Below are 16,511 nucleotides of genomic sequence, written 5' to 3' on the forward strand. Positions count from 1 at the left end.
GCTGGTGTTGTTGCGAAAGTAACTGCATAAGCATAATATAGTGGCGGATTACGTCTCAGGTTGAGGGCTTTGGCTCTCAACTTGCATTATAGGTCAGTAGTTCAATTGGTAGAGCGTCGGTCTCCAAAACCGAATGTTGGGGGTTCGAGTCCCTCCTGGCCTGCCATATTTTGAAATAAAAAGCTTGATGCTGGCTTAGTTGTTCATATAATAAGTCGCGAGTTCTACGACGAGTACAAAAATGTCGAATGATAAATCGCGCGACGCATTGAGCGACGCGCCAATTCCTCAAAGAAATAATTCTGCTGAAGTTGTTCGTTCTGGTTCGCCTCTAGATATTGTTCTATGGGTGATTGCGATTGCATTATTGGTTTTAGCTGTTATGGCGAATCAGTATTTACCAGCGCATTGGGCGCCTGCCAATAATATCTGGGTGCGCGTTGGGGCAATTTTTGCTTGTATCGTTGTGGCTTTAGGTTTATTATACGCCACCCATCAAGGTAAAGGCTTCGTTCGTTTGCTAAAAGATGCACGAGTCGAATTGCGTCGAGTAACTTGGCCAACAAAACAAGAAACAGTCACTACATCGTGGCAGGTTCTATTGGTTGTAGTTGTTGCATCATTGGTTTTATGGTGTTTTGACTATGGTTTGGGTTGGTTAATTAAGTTGATTATCGGGTAAAAGAGCTATGAAACGTTGGTACATTATTCATGCCTACTCTGGTTATGAAAAACAAGTGTTACGTTCACTTACAGAACGAATCCAGCGTAGCGCTGTTGCTGATAGCTTTGGTGATGTCCTTGTTCCTACCGAAGAAGTGGTAGAAATGAAGGATGGTAAGAAACGTAAATCTGAACGCAAATTCTTTCCAGGCTATGTGTTAGTCGAAATGGAAATGAATGATGATACTTGGCATATCGTTAAAGAATGTCCAAAGGTTCTAGGTTTCATTGGTGGTACACCTGAAAAACCAGCACCAATCACTCAGCGTGAAGCAGATGCGATTCTTGCGCGTGTGCGTAATACAGGTGAAGCACCACGTCCTAAGACGATGTTTGAGCCAGGTGAAGAATTACTTGTTATTGACGGTCCCTTCACAGACTTTAAAGGTGTGGTGGAAGAAGTTCAATACGAAAAGTCACGTTTAACGTTGACGATTAACGTATTTAATCGACCAACTCAGGTTGAACTCGAATTTCGCCAAGTCGAAAAAACGATTTAATCTTAATTGGTTGAAAAGCGCCCGATTTTATCGGGCATTGTTGTTGTAATAGAAGTGTATCGTAAAGATTGGGGAGCCTAGCGGCGTTTGTACCCAGAGGTATTTTAAAATGGCTAAGAAGATTGACGGCTATATCAAGCTGCAAGTTCCAGCTGGTAAAGCAAATCCATCTCCACCAATTGGTCCTGCATTAGGTCAACGTGGTGTAAACATCATGGCATTCTGTAAAGAATTCAATGCTGCTACACAAAAAGTTGAACAAGGTCTTCCAATTCCTGTAGTGATTACTGTGTACAACGACAAGTCGTTCACATTCATCATGAAAACTCCTCCAGCTTCTATTCTTCTTAAGAAAGCTGCTGGTATCCAAAAGGGTTCTGCTGTACCAAACAAAACTAAAGTTGGTAAGTTGACTCGTGCTCAGTTAGAAGAAATTGCGACTACTAAAGAACCAGATTTAACTGGTGCTGATTTAGACGCACGTGTACGTACCATTGCTGGTTCTGCGCGTTCTATGGGCTTGGAAGTGGAGCTATAAGACATGGCAAAGTTAACTAAACGTCAAAAAGCCATTGCTGCTGCTGTTGAAGCAAACAAAGTTTACACTTTGGAAGAAGCGGTGCAAGTTCTTAACAGCTTACCTGCTGCGAAGTTCAAAGAATCTTTAGATGTAGCTGTAAATCTTGGTGTAGACCCGCGTAAATCTGATCAGGTTGTTCGTGGTGCGACTACGTTACCTGCTGGTACTGGTAAAACTGTACGTGTAGCGGTATTTGCTCAAGGTGCGCAAGCAGAAGCTGCTAAAGAAGCTGGTGCAGACATCGTAGGTTTTGATGACCTTGCTGAAAGCATCCAAGGTGGCAACCTTAACTTTGATGTTGTAATCGCTGCTCCTGACGCTATGCGTGTTGTTGGTAAGCTCGGTACAATCCTTGGTCCACGTGGTTTAATGCCAAACCCTAAAGTTGGTACTGTAACTCCTGATGTAGCGAATGCTGTTAAAAACGCTAAATCTGGTCAGGCTCGTTACCGTGTAGACAAAGCGGGTATTATCCATGCTGCGATCGGTCAGTTAGGCTTTGATGCTGCTGCTATCCGTCAAAACGTTGAAACCTTAGTTGCTGACTTGAAAAAGTTAAAACCTGCAACTTCTAAAGGTGTATACATCAAAAAGATCACTTTGAGCTCAACTATGGGTCCTGGTCTTACTGTTGATGTAAGCAACGTTTCTAACTAAGTTTTAAACTTAGTAAAGAATTTTAAAGTCCTGATTGAGGGCAGGGTGTAAAGAATCATAGATTTTTTACACCCATTCAAAGTAATGCTTTGTTTCCTCACTCATCAGGCGGACTTTGAATTGATAAATGTAAATTTATCAGCGTCAAAGACCACAGGCGAAGAGACTTCTTTTGAATATCTTCTTAATAGCCCAGCCTGCGTAGACGCGGTGGTGTGATTTATTCCTCCTCCGCGTGCAAGTCAAATCCTTGTTGACTTGCGAATTGGGAGTGTACTTTTTTGAGTACATAAATCACCGTTAGGAGGTTTTACAATGGCTCTTCTTATTGAAAGCAAAAAACAGATCGTTGCTGAAGTGGCTCAAACTGCTTCTACAGCGTTCGCTGCCGTTGTTGCTGACTATCAAGGTTTAACCGTTGAGCAATTAACTACTCTTCGTGTTGAAGCTCGTAAACTAGGTGTTGCTACACGCGTTGTGCGTAACACTTTGGCTAAACGTGCTCTTCAAGATACGCAATTTGCAATCTTGAATGACAACCTTGTTGGCCCAACAATCTTAGCATTCTCAACTTCTGAAGACGATATGGGTGCAGCTGCACGCTTGTTTGAAGAATTTGCTAAAACTAACAAAGCATTTGAATTAAAAGCTGCTGCATTTGACGGCAAACTTTATCAAGGTGCTGAAGTTAGCGTTATCGCAAATCTTCCAAACCAAGAAAAAGCGCTTACTATGCTCGCATCTGTTCTTCAAGCTCCTATTTCGAAATTGGGTCGCTTACTTACAGCGCTTCAAGAGAAAAACGAGTCAGAAGCTGCTTAAGCTCAAATCTACTTCCACACCATTCAATACCCATTTGGAGTTAATCTCATGGCTTTAACAAACGAAGAAATCCTAAACGCAGTTGCTGAAAAAACTGTTCTTGAACTTGTTGAACTTATTTCTGCTTTTGAAGAAAAATTCAACGTATCTGCTGCTGCTGTAGCTGTAGCTGCTCCTGCTGCAGGCGCTGCTGCTGCTGAAGAACAAACTGAATTCAACGTTGAGTTGACTTCTTTTGGTGCTAACAAAGTAGCTGTAATTAAAGCAGTTCGTGAAGCAACTGGCCTTGGTCTTAAAGAAGCTAAAGACCTAGTTGAAGGTGCTCCACAAGTTCTTAAAGAAGGCATTTCTAAAGAAGAAGGCGAAGAACTTAAGAAGAAACTTGAAGAAGCTGGTGCTACAGTTACACTTAAGTAATTGTAAAAGGAGTCGGTTTTTAAATCGGCTCCATAAAATGGCTGATGGCTCTTGGGTCATCAGCCTTTTTGCGTTACAATAATCGGCTCGATTTTTGTTTGTTCTGTACAATAAATGTTATATTTCAGAATAATCAAAGTAATTTCAAATGTTTACCAATATTTTTATTTTTAAAAAATATTGTTAAGCGTTTTAATACCACTAAAAATTGCAGCATTTGTAAACAGTGGTGGCCATATCGGCCTGTGTAATTCCTTCTGAGCCCGTTCTGCAGGCGGGCTTGGTTTACTTTCCGAGGACTCCAGATGGCATACTCATATACCGAAAAGAAACGGATCCGTAAGAATTTTGGTAAATTGCCCCAAGTAATGGAAGCACCGTACTTACTTTCGATTCAGGTCGATTCGTATAGAACGTTCTTGCAAGGTGGCAAAACTCCAAAAAACCGCGAAGATATCGGTCTCCAAGCCGCATTTCGTTCAGTTTTCCCTATAGAAAGTTATTCTGGCAATGCTGCTTTAGAATTTGTTGAGTATAGCCTTGGTAAGCCTGAGTTTGATGTGCGTGAATGTATTTTACGTGGTTCGACTTATGCGGCACCAATGCGCGTAAAAATTCGTTTGATTATTAAAGATCGCGAAACTAAATCAATTAAAGACGTACGTGAACAAGAAGTCTATATGGGTGAAATGCCACTCATGACAGACAATGGTACCTTTGTGATCAATGGTACTGAGCGTGTAATCGTATCTCAATTACACCGTTCACCTGGTGTGTTCTTTGATCACGATAAAGGCAAAACACATTCAAGTGGTAAAGTACTTTATTCTGCACGTATTATTCCTTACCGTGGTTCATGGTTAGATTTCGAATTTGATGCAAAAGATTTAGTTTATGTACGTATTGACCGTCGTCGTAAATTACTAGCAACTGTTGTATTGCGTGCATTGGGTTATAACAATGAACAAATCTTGAATTTGTTCTATGAAAAAGTGCCTGTATATCTTGATATGGGTAGCTATCAAATTGACCTCGTTCCAGATCGTCTGCGTGGCGAAATGGCGCAATTTGATATTGCAGATAATGATGGCAAAATCATTGTTGAGCAAGGTAAACGTATTAATGCACGTCACGTACGTCAAATGGAAGCTTCTGGTTTAGCTAAGCTATCAGTTCCTGATGAGTACTTGTATGAGCGTATCACTGCCGAAGATATTACTTTACGTAATGGTGATGTGATTGCTGCAAATACATTGTTAAGCCATGAAGTTATGGTGAAACTTGCAGAAGGCGGTGTTAAACAGTTCAATATCTTGTTTACGAACGATATTGACCGTGGTTCATTTGTTGCTGACTCATTACGTGCTGACACAACATCTGGTCGTGAAGAAGCATTAGTTGAAATCTATAAAGTAATGCGTCCAGGCGAGCCACCAACAAAAGAAGCTGCTGAAAACTTATTTAATAATTTATTCTTCTCTTCTGAACGTTATGACTTATCTCCAGTAGGTCGTATGAAGTTTAACCGTCGTTTGGGTCGTCCATACGAAGTTGGTACTGATCAGAAGTCACGTGAAGTAGAAGGTATTTTATCGCACGAAGATATCATCGATGTATTACGTACATTAGTTGAAATCCGTAACGGTAAAGGTGAAGTCGATGATATCGATCACTTGGGTAACCGTCGTGTACGTTCTGTTGGTGAAATGACTGAAAACCAATTCCGTGTTGGTTTGGTTCGTGTTGAACGTGCTGTTAAAGAGCGTTTAAGCCAAGCAGAAACAGATAATTTATCTCCGCAAGATCTAATTAACGCAAAACCAGTTGCAGCTGCAATCAAAGAATTCTTTGGTTCAAGCCAATTGTCTCAGTTTATGGATCAAAACAACCCATTATCTGAGATTACACATAAACGTCGTGTTTCAGCGCTTGGACCTGGTGGTTTAACGCGTGAACGTGCAGGCTTTGAAGTACGTGACGTACATCAAACTCACTACGGTCGTGTATGTCCAATTGAAACGCCGGAAGGTCCAAACATTGGTTTGATCAACTCGCTTTCTGTTTATGCAAAAGCAAATGATTTTGGTTTCTTGGAAACACCTTACCGTAAAGTGGTAGATGGCCGAGTAACTGATGCTGTTGAATACCTTTCTGCTATTGAAGAAGTGGGTACTGTTATTGCACAGGCCGATTCTGCATTAGATAAAGATGGTAACTTAACAGAAGATTTAGTTTCTGTTCGTCATCAAGGTGAATTTGTACGTATCTCACCTGAAAAAGTGACGCATATGGATGTATCTGCACAGCAGGTTGTATCTGTAGCTGCATCACTTATTCCATTCCTTGAACACGATGATGCGAACCGTGCATTGATGGGTTCAAACATGCAACGTCAGGCTGTTCCTACTCTACGTGCGGATAAACCGCTTGTAGGTACAGGTATGGAAGCGAACGTTGCGCGTGACTCAGGTGTATGTGTGATCGCTAACCGTGGTGGTGCGATTGAATATGTAGATGCTTCTCGTATCGTTATTCGTGTAAACGAAGATGAAATGATTGCAGGTGAGGCTGGTGTAGATATTTACAACCTCATTAAATATACACGTTCTAACCAAAACACTTGTATCAACCAAAATATTATCGTGAATTTGGGCGACAAAGTTGCTCGCGGTGACATCTTGGCAGACGGTCCGTCAACAGATATGGGTGAGCTTGCGCTTGGTCAAAACATGCGTGTAGCGTTCATGACGTGGAATGGTTACAACTATGAAGACTCGATCTTGTTATCTGAGCGCGTACTTCAAGAAGACCGTTTAACTTCTATTCATATTCAAGAATTATCATGTGTAGCGCGTGATACTAAGTTGGGTGCAGAAGAAATTACTGCCGATATTCCTAACGTAGGTGAAGCTGCACTTTCTAAACTTGATGAATCGGGTATCGTTTATATCGGTGCGGAAGTTACTGCTGGTGACATCCTTGTTGGTAAAGTAACGCCTAAAGGTGAAACTCAGTTAACTCCTGAAGAAAAATTGCTTCGTGCCATCTTCGGTGAGAAAGCAGCTGACGTTAAAGACTCATCTTTACGTGTTCCATCTGGTACTAAAGGTACAGTTATCGATGTTCAAGTCTTCACTCGTGATGGCTTAGAGAAAGATGACCGTGCGATGGCAATTGAAAAAGCACAGCTTGATGCTTACCGTAAAGACTTGAAAGAAGAATACAAGATCTTTGAAGAAGCAGCTCGTGAGCGTGTGATTCGTTTGCTTAATGGCCAAGAGTCTAACGGCGGTGGTTCGACTAAACGTGGCGATAAGCTCGTTGAAGGTATGTTGTCTGGTTTAGAGCTTGTTGACTTACTTGAAATCCAACCTACAGACGAAGCAATTGCTGAACGTTTATCTCAAATTCAAGTGTTCTTGAAAGAGAAGAGCGCAGAAATTGATGAGAAGTTTGCAGAGAAGAAACGTAAGCTTTCGACTGGCGATGAGTTAACAACAGGTGTTCTTAAAGTTGTTAAAGTTTACCTAGCTGTTAAACGTCGCATTCAGCCTGGTGATAAAATGGCTGGTCGTCACGGTAACAAAGGTGTTGTATCTAACATTTTACCTGTTGAAGACATGCCACACGATGCTAACGGTGTACCGGTAGATATCGTATTGAACCCATTGGGTGTACCATCTCGTATGAACGTGGGTCAGATTCTTGAGACTCACTTGGGTATGGCAGCTAAAGGGCTTGGCGATAAAATCGAAAAAATGTTGAAAGAACAGCGTACAGTTTTAGAACTTCGCGAATTCTTAGACAAGATTTATAACAAAGTCGGTGGCGAGCAAGAAGATCTTGATAGCTTAACTGATGCTGAAGTTTTAGCTCTTTCTGGCAACTTACGTGCTGGTGTGCCTTTAGCTACTCCTGTATTTGATGGTGCTGAAGAAAGCCAAATTAAAGACTTACTTGAATTAGCTGACATTTCACGTACTGGTCAAACAGTATTGTTTGATGGTCGTACGGGTGAGCAGTTTGATCGTCCTGTAACTGTAGGTTACATGTACATGCTCAAATTGAACCACTTGGTTGATGACAAAATGCATGCGCGTTCAACTGGTTCTTACTCACTTGTTACACAGCAACCGCTTGGTGGTAAAGCACAGTTCGGTGGTCAGCGTTTCGGTGAGATGGAGGTTTGGGCACTCGAAGCTTACGGTGCAGCATATACTCTTCAAGAGATGTTAACTGTTAAGTCGGATGACGTTGAAGGTCGTACACGTATCTATAAGAATATTGTAGATGGTAACCATTATATGGATCCAGGTATGCCTGAATCGTTCAACGTATTGACCAAAGAGATCCGTTCTTTAGGTATCAACATTGAACTGAAAAATGGTGACTAAGTCGTAAGACTCACGATTTTTTAGGAAAAAACAATATTTGTGACCCAGTCGGGTAAGCGTTGCTTCCCGACACACGGAGAAAAAAATTGAAAGACTTGCTCGATATCATGCGTAAGAAAACGGACTCAGATGGTCATGCACCAATTGAGTTTGACCGTATCCGTATTGGTCTTGCGTCACCAGAAATGATTAAGTCATGGTCTCATGGTGAAGTTAAAAAACCTGAGACAATTAACTATCGTACTTTTAAACCAGAACGTGACGGTTTGTTCTGTGCCAAAATTTTTGGTCCAGTAAAAGATTACGAATGCTTGTGTGGTAAATACAAGCGTATGAAATACAAAGGCGTCATTTGTGAAAAATGTGGCGTTGAAGTAACTACAGCGAAAGTTCGTCGTGAACGTATGGGTCACATTGAACTCGCTTCTCCAGTTGCACATATCTGGTTCTTAAAATCGTTACCATCTCGTATCGGTTTATTACTTGATATGACGCTTCGTGATATCGAACGTGTATTGTATTTCGAATCATACGTTGTAACTGATCCTGGTATGACTCCGTTTGAAAAGTATCAACTTTTAACAGACGAAGAATACTTCAATGCGCTTGAAGAACACGGTGATGAATTCACTGCGAAAATGGGTGCAGAAGCGATTCAGGACTTATTAAAAGATATCGATCTTGAAGCTGAAATCGCACGTTTACGTGAAGAAATTCCTCAAACAACTTCTGAAACGAAGTTGAAAAAAGCGTCTAAGCGCTTGAAATTGATGGAAGCATTCAACGATTCAAACAACAAGCCAGAATGGATGGTGATGAATGTACTTCCTGTACTTCCACCTGATTTACGTCCATTAGTTCCACTTGAAGGTGGTCGTTTCGCGACTTCTGACTTGAACGATTTATATCGTCGTGTCATTAACCGTAACAACCGTTTGAAGCGTCTTCTTGATCTCGCAGCACCAGACATTATCGTACGTAACGAAAAACGTATGTTACAAGAGTCTGTAGATGCATTGCTTGATAACGGTCGTCGTGGTCGTGCAATTACTGGTTCTAACAAACGTCCGTTAAAATCTTTGGCAGATATGATCAAAGGTAAACAAGGTCGTTTCCGTCAGAACTTACTTGGTAAGCGTGTTGACTATTCTGGTCGTTCGGTAATTACTGTAGGTCCTACTTTACGTCTTCACCAATGTGGTCTTCCGAAGAAAATGGCACTTGAATTATTCAAGCCATTCATTTTCGCGAAACTACAAGCTTCAGGTCAGGCAACAACCATTAAAGCTGCGAAGAAAATGGTTGAGCGTGAGACTCCAGAAGTTTGGGACGTTCTTGCTTCTGTAATTCGTCAACATCCAGTCATGTTGAACCGTGCGCCAACACTTCACCGTTTAGGTCTTCAAGCATTTGAGCCTATCCTTATTGAAGGTAAGGCAATCCGTCTTCACCCACTCGTTTGTGCTGCGTTTAACGCCGACTTCGACGGTGACCAAATGGCGGTACACGTTCCATTGACACTTGAAGCACAGTTAGAAGCTCGTGCATTGATGATGTCAACAAACAACATCTTGTCACCAGCAAATGGTGAGCCGATCATCGTTCCTTCTCAGGACGTTGTCTTAGGCCTTTATTACATCACACGTGATGCGATCAATGCTAAAGGCGAAGGCATGGTGTTTGCTGATACTCACGAAGTAAACCGTGCACTTGCAACTGGTCAGGTTGCGATTCATGCTCGTGTTAAAGTACGTGTGCATCAAACTGTTATCAATGAAGATGGTGAACGTGAACACGGAACTATTATTGTTGAAACAACACCAGGTCGCTGTTTGCTTTGGGAAGTTGTTCCACAAGGCTTAAGCTTTGACATGATCAACCTTGAGATGACTAAAAAGAACATCTCTAAGTTAATCAACTCTTGTTACCGTAAACTTGGTTTGAAAGATACAGTTATCTTTGCTGACCAATTGATGTACTTGGGCTTCCGTCAAGCGACTCGTTCAGGTGTATCTGTAGGTATGGAAGACATGCTCATTCCACCTACTAAGCACACAATTATTGACAAAGCAGAAACAGAAGTTCGTGAAATCGAACAACAGTTCGAACAAGGTTTCGTAACTGCTGGTGAGCGTTATAACAAAGTTGTCGATATCTGGGCGCGTACAAACGACCAAGTTGCTAAAGCAATGATGGATAACTTGTCTTATACCGTTGTGAAAAACAAACAAGGTGAAGACGAGAAGCAAAAATCATTCAACAGCATCTATATGATGTCTGACTCTGGTGCCCGTGGTAGTGCGGCACAGATTCGTCAGCTTGCTGGTATGCGTGGCTTGATGGCAAAACCGGACGGTTCGATTATCGAAACGCCAATTAAAGCGAACTTCCGTGAAGGTTTAACAGTACTTCAGTACTTTATTTCAACACACGGTGCGCGTAAAGGTTTGGCCGATACAGCATTAAAAACTGCGAACTCTGGTTACTTGACTCGTCGTCTTGTAGACGTAGCGCAAGATTTGGTAATTACCGAGCCTGACTGTGGTACAGCGGGTGGTTTGGTGATGACTCCGTTCATTCAAGGTGGCGATGTAATCGAACCTTTACGTGACCGCGTATTGGGTCGTGTAACGGCTGAAGATGTACGTCGTGCGTCTGATGATGAAGTTGTATTACCTCGTGGTACGTTAATTGACGAAAAAATCGCAGCTCATCTTGAAGAAGCGGGTGTGGATGAAGTCAAAGTACGTTCAGTAATTGCTTGTGAATCTGCTTTTGGTGTATGTGCTAGATGTTATGGCCGTGACCTTGCACGTGGTCACTTGGTTAACCCAGGTGAATCAGTAGGTGTAATGGCAGCACAGTCTATTGGTGAACCAGGTACACAGTTAACAATGCGTACGTTCCACGTTGGTGGTGCTGCGAGCCGAACTTCTGCTGCAAACAGTGTTCAAGTACGTAACAAAGGTACTGTACGTTTCCATAACGTGAAAACTGTACAACATGCAAAAGGTCACTTGGTTTCCGTTTCTCGTTCAGGTGAAATCGGTATTGCCGATGACTTAGGCCGTGAACGCGAGCGCTATAAACTTCCTTACGGTGCAAGCATCTTGTTGAAAGATGGTGAATCTGTAGAAGCTGGCGGTATCGTGGCGACTTGGGATCCGCATACACATCCATTAGTAACAGAAGTTGCTGGTAAAGCACGTTTCAGCCAAATCGCTGATGGCGTAACTGCAACATCAAAAACTGATGATGCAACTGGTATGACTACTGTTGAAATCTTACCTGTAACAGCTCGTCCTGCTTCTGGTAAAGATTTACGTCCTGCGATCGTGTTGGATACAACAGATGGCGGCGAACAGTTCTACTTCTTGCCACAAAACACAATCGTAACTGTTCGCGATGGCGAAACGATTGGTGTGGGTGACGTAATTGGTCGTGTACCACAAGAAACATCACGTACTCGTGATATTACCGGTGGTCTTCCGCGTGTAGCTGACTTGTTCGAAGCACGTAAGCCGAAAGAACATGCAATTCTTGCTGAAGTTTCAGGTGTTGTGAGCTTCGGTAAAGAAACTAAGGGTAAAAACCGTTTGGTAATTAGCCCTGATGATGGTTCTGAGATCTACGAAGAGTTGATTCCAAAATGGCGTCAAATCAACGTGTTCGAAGGCGAGCATGTGAACCGTGGTGAAACTGTTTCTGATGGTCCACAAAACCCGCATGACATCTTACGTTTGAAAGGCGAAGTTGCATTAACTAACTACATCGTGAACGAAGTTCAAGACGTATACCGTCTCCAAGGTGTAAAAATCAACGACAAACATATTGAAGTTATCGTACGTCAAATGTTGCGTAAAGTTGATATCACCGATGGTGGCGATACAAGCTTCATCAAAGGCGAGCAAGTGGATTACATCCGCATGGTACAAGAGAACCAAGCTGTCTTGGCTCAGAACAAGTTCCCTGCGAAGTTTGAACGTCTATTGATGGGTATTACTAAAGCATCGCTTTCTACTGACTCGTTCATCTCTGCTGCATCGTTCCAGGAAACAACTCGTGTGTTAACTGAAGCGGCTGTAACAGGTAAAGAAGATGATTTACGTGGCTTGAAAGAAAACGTTGTAGTGGGTCGCTTGATTCCAGCTGGTACTGGTCTTGCATACCACCTAGAACGTCGTCGTCAAGAAGCAGAAGCTGCTGAACATGAGCTTCACAATGACTTCAGCGAAGTAGACCAAGCATTCAGCCAAGCATTAAACTCAGAACAATTCTAAGTTTAGGCTGGCACTAAAAAAGGCACCTCAGGGTGCCTTTTTTATTTATATTTACTTATAACAATTAAAAGTGGTAATTACATAAACATATTAAAGAGCCATTATTTTATTACTTAAGCGGGATAAACACTCCACAAAACCATATTAGGCTGCATGCTTATGAAGACTGGAGTAAAACTAATGAAAAAAATGATGATGATTGTTAGTGTTGGTTTGATGTCAACAACTTTGTTTGTTGGTTGCCAGAATGCAAGCCCAGAAAGTAAACGTATTGGTTCGGCTGCGATTGGTGGTGGTGCAGGTGGTGCTGTAGGTAAACATGTGGGCGGTAATATTGGTGCAGGTTTAGGAGCGGCACTTGGTGCAGGTGTTGCAGCCAATGCAAAAGGGTCTAGTAGTAAAACCGTGCGTAATAGTGCAATTGGTGCCGGTGTTGGTGCTGTGTTAGGTGGTGCAATCATTGGTGGTGACGCTGGTGCTGCTACAGGTGGCGCACTTGGTGGTAGTGCGGGCGCAGCTTATGAAGAGAAGAAAGGGAAGTACTAAAAGTATTTCTAATAATATTTAAATCGAGAAGTCTTTAACCTGTTAGAGACTTCTTTTTTATAATTAAATTTTTGCTTGATGATTATAAATAGAAGAGCTTTACAAAATATCAATCGATTAGGACAGATGAATAACACAATCTGATCAAATTCCTCATAAAAGAGTATTATTCTTTTTATTAGAACAGGTAGTAGGAGTATGGACATGAAAAAAACAATTGGATTAGTTTCTGCTTTAATGTTGTCTACGCTTATGTTTACGGGTTGTCAAAATATGAGTCCATCTGACCAGCGTATTGGCGCAGCAGCAGCAGGTGGTGCGCTCGGTGGTGGCTTAGGTAATCATGTAGGCGGTGGTGTTGGTGCGGGCTTAGGCGCAGCAGTAGGTGCTGGTGTCGGTTCAAATACTCAAGGTGGTAGTAAGCAAACTACGACTAAGAGCGCGATCGGAGCTGGTATCGGTTCTGTGGTGGGTAAAGCAATATTGGGTGGTGACTCTGGTGCTGCAATTGGCGGTGCGATTGGTGGCGGTGCTGGTGCAGCGATTGAAGAAAAAAGATAACTTAGTATCGAATGAATAAAATAAGCGCTTTTTAGCGCTTATTTTTTATTGGGGGAAAGGTTTTGCTTTTTTACGTCGGATATAAAGCGTTTTTTTAACTTCGGCAATTCTTATCCCAGTTTCATCAAAAATGTTTAGATGATAAGTTCTTAAAACAGGGTCGTAGTTGTCGGCAAGCTCTCGAATTTGCTCAATTTCAGCTAAATCTACTCGAATATCTGCATGTACCGTACTTCGACCAGGGGAAAGAAAATTAATTTCAGCAGCTTTATCCCACACAATATATTTTGAACCGAGGTGATGCAGAAGAATCATCATATAAAATGGATCAACCATTGAATAAATACTGCCCCCGAAATGCGTTCCGACCAAATTTTGGTTTTTCCATGTCAGAGGCATTTTTACGCGTACGTGACAAAGATCTAAATTCATGATTTCAATATAAATCCCTGCGCCACGATAAGGTGGGTAGTGATTAAATAAAAATTTTGAAATCGTAGGATTGTTCTGAAGTCTTCTTAAAATAGCCATAATAGTCAATTTTTTTTATTGAAACAGTATTCATACTAGATAAGTATCATCTTTTTTATATTGATGGCAATGCTCTATCCGACTAACGACATGATCGATTGAAAAACAAGATAGGAAATGATTATGCAGCCAAAAGTTCATACAGTAACAACAAGTGACCAACAAACGCTTTGTGCCAAAACATGGGGCGACGAAAAAAATACACCGTTGGTTTTAGTACATGGTTATCCTGACAATCAAGAAGTATGGGAATCAATCATTGAACATTTAATTAATGACTTCTACATTGTCACCTATGATGTACGTGGGGCGGGTTTGTCATCTATACCAAAACGTATACGTGATTACCGTTTAGAGCGTTTGTCTCTAGATTTAAAAGAAGTTGTAGATGAATTATTACCAAATCGTCAATTTCATATGGCTGCACATGATTGGGGTTCAATTCAATCTTGGGAGTCGGTGACTGAGCCTAAATTTAAAGGGCGATTATTATCATATACAACCATTTCTGGACCATGTCTTGACCATGCCGCTTTATTCTTGCGTGATAAATTTAAAACTTCACCAGGTCAAATCTTAAAAATATTAACCAAATCTTGGTATATCGGTGCATTTCATCTTCCGTTGTTAGCACCAACAGTATGGTCTCTTTTTAGCCCTGAAAAATGGGGGAAAGTCCTGACTCAGCTCGAGAGAAAAAGTAATTTACCTTTAAATAATAATATTAATGCAGATGGTAAATATGGCATTAATTTATATCGGGCAAATTTTATTCCTCGTTTAACTGGTCCTCGTCAACGTTATGCGCAATGTCCAGTTAAAGCAGTTATTTTAAAATATGATACTTTTGTGAGCCCTGAATACATCACTGAGGCTATGCCAAAGTGGGTGGACAATTTTGAATATGTTGAGCTTGAAGCAAATCACTGGGCAATTCTAAGTGAGCCGGCAAAAATTGCAGATCATATTCGTCAGTTTATTAAGGCCCAAGCTTAATCATTGAGTGACTGCATAAAACTGTTAATTCGGCGATATTTTCGGCTTCATAAGTCTGAATCTGATAGAATGTCGCCTTTTGTTTTGCTCTGAATTTATTCATGAATGCTGTCGTTATTGCGATTGCAGTGATGTTTTTATTATCACTGGCGCGCGTTTCTGTTGTCCTGACTTTAGTGGTTTCTGCCATTGTAGGCGGCCTTGTAGCAGGTTTAAGCCTTTCTCAAACCGTTGATGCCTTTAACGCTGGTCTTGGCGATGGTGCTGAAGTTGCACTTGCCTATGCTGTGTTAGGGGCATTTGCTCTGGCACTTTCAAAATCTGGTTTACCTGATTTACTTGCCCATAAACTTATCGGTTTGTTGGGAATGGAAGCGGGAAAAAGCCGCGAGACTAAAGTGAAATATTTACTGTTAGGTATTTTACTGATTGCTGCTATTTTTTCTCAGAACCTTATTCCGGTTCATATTGCCTTTATTCCTGTACTTGTTCCGCCATTATTACGGGTAATGAACCATTTAAAGTTAGACCGTCGCGCCGCAGCCTGTGTGCTTACACTAGGTTTAGTCGGAACTTATATTTTTCTTCCGGTTGGATTTGGTGCAATTTTCCTTGAACAAATTTTGATGGGAAATATCAACAAAGTTGGTGCTGCCTATGGCTTGCATGTAGAGCGTGGCATGATGTCAATTGGCATGGCTATTCCAGTTTTAGGGATGGTTTTAGGTACTTTGGTTGCTGTATTTATTAGCTACCGTAAACCGCGAATTTATGCCGATCGCGCTATTACACCAACTACAACGATTGATTTAGATAAACCCCTTCGTGCAACAGCGCAAGATGAAACAGCTGACTTAAAAGCAGATGCAGAAGAGTTAAAGCATGAGGCAGAGCAAGCGCCCGTGATTGCAAAGAAAACAATCTATATGGCGTTGCTTGCAATTGGCCTGACACTCGCTGCACAGCTCTATTCAGGTTCAATGATTTTGGGTGGTTTAGTTGGTTTTGCTGTTCTATCCACTGCTGGAATTTTTAAGTGGCAAGAGGCAGATGATGTCTTTGTACAAGGCATGCGAATGATGGCCTTGGTGGGTTTCATTATGATTTCTGCTGCGGGCTTCGCATCGGTAATGACGCATACAGGGGATATTAATCAACTGGTAAAAGGTGTGGTTGAAATCATTGGAGATAATCGCGCACTTGCAGCTTTCTTAATGCTTTGTATTGGTTTGTTTGTGACGATTGGTATTGGTTCATCTTTCTCAAGTGTACCTGTATTAGCCGTTATTTATGTGCCTTTATGCGTACAGTTCGGATTTTCACCATTAGCGACGATTGCCCTTATTGGGACAGCAGCAGCATTAGGTGATGCAGGCTCTCCAGCTTCTGATTCAACTTTAGGGCCAACAGCTGGTTTAGGTGTGGATGGGCAACATGACCATATTTGGGATACGGTTGTACCTACATTTATTCATTTTAATATCCCGCTATTAATTTTTGGCTG

At 41.6% G+C, this 16,511-nt stretch carries 13 protein-coding genes and 1 tRNA gene; 13 read left to right on the forward strand and 1 reads right to left on the reverse strand.

Annotation, left to right across the window (positions count from 1 at the left end; all coding sequences use genetic code 11):
- Nucleotides 1–90 precede the first annotated feature (90 nt).
- The 11 genes from NL42_RS06940 (at nucleotide 91) to NL42_RS06990 (ending at nucleotide 13,480) form a co-directional block, all read left to right on the forward strand.
- Nucleotides 91–166 (forward strand) — tRNA-Trp (locus NL42_RS06940).
- 75 nt (nucleotides 167–241) lie between these two features.
- Nucleotides 242–682: a preprotein translocase subunit SecE gene (secE, locus tag NL42_RS06945; RefSeq protein WP_004640737.1), complete on the forward strand. Its 441-nt coding sequence runs from the start codon at nucleotides 242–244 to the stop codon at nucleotides 680–682.
- Between the two features lie 7 nt (nucleotides 683–689).
- A complete protein-coding gene (gene nusG, locus NL42_RS06950) occupies nucleotides 690–1,223 on the forward strand; it encodes a transcription termination/antitermination protein NusG (protein WP_003654499.1) in 534 nt (177 codons plus the stop codon).
- Between the two features lie 109 nt (nucleotides 1,224–1,332).
- Complete coding sequence (gene rplK / locus NL42_RS06955) at nucleotides 1,333–1,761, forward strand: 50S ribosomal protein L11 (protein WP_016139481.1); 429 nt, start codon at nucleotides 1,333–1,335, stop codon at nucleotides 1,759–1,761.
- 3 nt (nucleotides 1,762–1,764) lie between these two features.
- Entirely contained in the window at nucleotides 1,765–2,460 is a 696-nt protein-coding gene (gene rplA, locus NL42_RS06960; RefSeq protein WP_003654501.1) for a 50S ribosomal protein L1, read from the forward strand.
- A gap of 315 nt (nucleotides 2,461–2,775) precedes the next feature.
- On the forward strand, nucleotides 2,776–3,282 hold the full coding sequence (rplJ, locus tag NL42_RS06965) for a 50S ribosomal protein L10 (RefSeq protein WP_016139479.1): 507 nt from the start codon (nucleotides 2,776–2,778) through the stop codon (nucleotides 3,280–3,282).
- A gap of 48 nt (nucleotides 3,283–3,330) precedes the next feature.
- Entirely contained in the window at nucleotides 3,331–3,699 is a 369-nt protein-coding gene (rplL, locus tag NL42_RS06970) for a 50S ribosomal protein L7/L12 (protein ID WP_009393209.1), read from the forward strand.
- A 305-nt stretch (nucleotides 3,700–4,004) separates the two neighbouring features.
- Nucleotides 4,005–8,093 carry a DNA-directed RNA polymerase subunit beta gene (gene rpoB, locus NL42_RS06975; protein ID WP_336170873.1) on the forward strand — a complete coding sequence of 1,363 codons (4,089 nt, stop codon included), beginning with the start codon at nucleotides 4,005–4,007 and terminating at the stop codon, nucleotides 8,091–8,093.
- 86 nt (nucleotides 8,094–8,179) lie between these two features.
- Nucleotides 8,180–12,373, forward strand: a complete 4,194-nt coding sequence (gene rpoC, locus NL42_RS06980) for a DNA-directed RNA polymerase subunit beta' (protein WP_003654505.1) — start codon at nucleotides 8,180–8,182, stop codon at nucleotides 12,371–12,373.
- A 180-nt stretch (nucleotides 12,374–12,553) separates the two neighbouring features.
- Nucleotides 12,554–12,919 carry a hypothetical protein gene (locus NL42_RS06985; RefSeq protein ID WP_005301737.1) on the forward strand — a complete coding sequence of 122 codons (366 nt, stop codon included), beginning with the start codon at nucleotides 12,554–12,556 and terminating at the stop codon, nucleotides 12,917–12,919.
- Nucleotides 12,920–13,123: 204 nt separating this feature from the next.
- Entirely contained in the window at nucleotides 13,124–13,480 is a 357-nt protein-coding gene (locus NL42_RS06990; protein WP_016139475.1) for a hypothetical protein, read from the forward strand.
- Nucleotides 13,481–13,525: 45 nt separating this feature from the next.
- Here NL42_RS06990 and NL42_RS06995 read toward each other — a convergent pair whose 3' ends face one another.
- Nucleotides 13,526–14,011 carry a DUF4442 domain-containing protein gene (locus tag NL42_RS06995; RefSeq protein WP_016139474.1) on the reverse strand — a complete coding sequence of 162 codons (486 nt, stop codon included), beginning with the start codon at nucleotides 14,009–14,011 and terminating at the stop codon, nucleotides 13,526–13,528.
- Between the two features lie 117 nt (nucleotides 14,012–14,128).
- On the opposite strand from NL42_RS06995, the gene NL42_RS07000 reads away from it, so the two are divergent.
- Together NL42_RS07000 and NL42_RS07005 are read left to right on the forward strand one after the other, a co-directional pair.
- Nucleotides 14,129–15,007, forward strand: coding sequence for an alpha/beta fold hydrolase (locus NL42_RS07000; protein WP_461312240.1), 879 nt, complete (start codon nucleotides 14,129–14,131; stop codon nucleotides 15,005–15,007).
- 101 nt (nucleotides 15,008–15,108) lie between these two features.
- A partial coding sequence (locus NL42_RS07005) for a Na+/H+ antiporter family protein (protein ID WP_461312241.1) occupies nucleotides 15,109–16,511 on the forward strand: 1,403 nt, incomplete at its 3' end.

It is taken from the genome of Acinetobacter sp. GN11 (assembly GCF_054823985.1).

Excerpts from the sequence above, each read along its gene's own strand:
- secE (WP_004640737.1), top strand. The coding sequence starts at position 242 with ATGTCGAATGATAAATCGCGCGACGCATTGAGCGACGCGCCAATTCCT.
- nusG (WP_003654499.1), top strand. The coding sequence starts at position 690 with ATGAAACGTTGGTACATTATTCATGCCTACTCTGGTTATGAAAAACAA.
- rplK (WP_016139481.1), top strand. The coding sequence starts at position 1,333 with ATGGCTAAGAAGATTGACGGCTATATCAAGCTGCAAGTTCCAGCTGGT.
- rplA (WP_003654501.1), top strand. The coding sequence starts at position 1,765 with ATGGCAAAGTTAACTAAACGTCAAAAAGCCATTGCTGCTGCTGTTGAA.
- rplJ (WP_016139479.1), top strand. The coding sequence starts at position 2,776 with ATGGCTCTTCTTATTGAAAGCAAAAAACAGATCGTTGCTGAAGTGGCT.
- rplL (WP_009393209.1), top strand. The coding sequence starts at position 3,331 with ATGGCTTTAACAAACGAAGAAATCCTAAACGCAGTTGCTGAAAAAACT.
- rpoB (WP_336170873.1), top strand. The coding sequence starts at position 4,005 with ATGGCATACTCATATACCGAAAAGAAACGGATCCGTAAGAATTTTGGT.
- NL42_RS06985 (WP_005301737.1), top strand. The coding sequence starts at position 12,554 with ATGAAAAAAATGATGATGATTGTTAGTGTTGGTTTGATGTCAACAACT.
- NL42_RS06990 (WP_016139475.1), top strand. The coding sequence starts at position 13,124 with ATGAAAAAAACAATTGGATTAGTTTCTGCTTTAATGTTGTCTACGCTT.
- NL42_RS06995 (WP_016139474.1), bottom strand. The coding sequence starts at position 14,011 with ATGGCTATTTTAAGAAGACTTCAGAACAATCCTACGATTTCAAAATTT.
- NL42_RS07000 (WP_461312240.1), top strand. The coding sequence starts at position 14,129 with ATGATTATGCAGCCAAAAGTTCATACAGTAACAACAAGTGACCAACAA.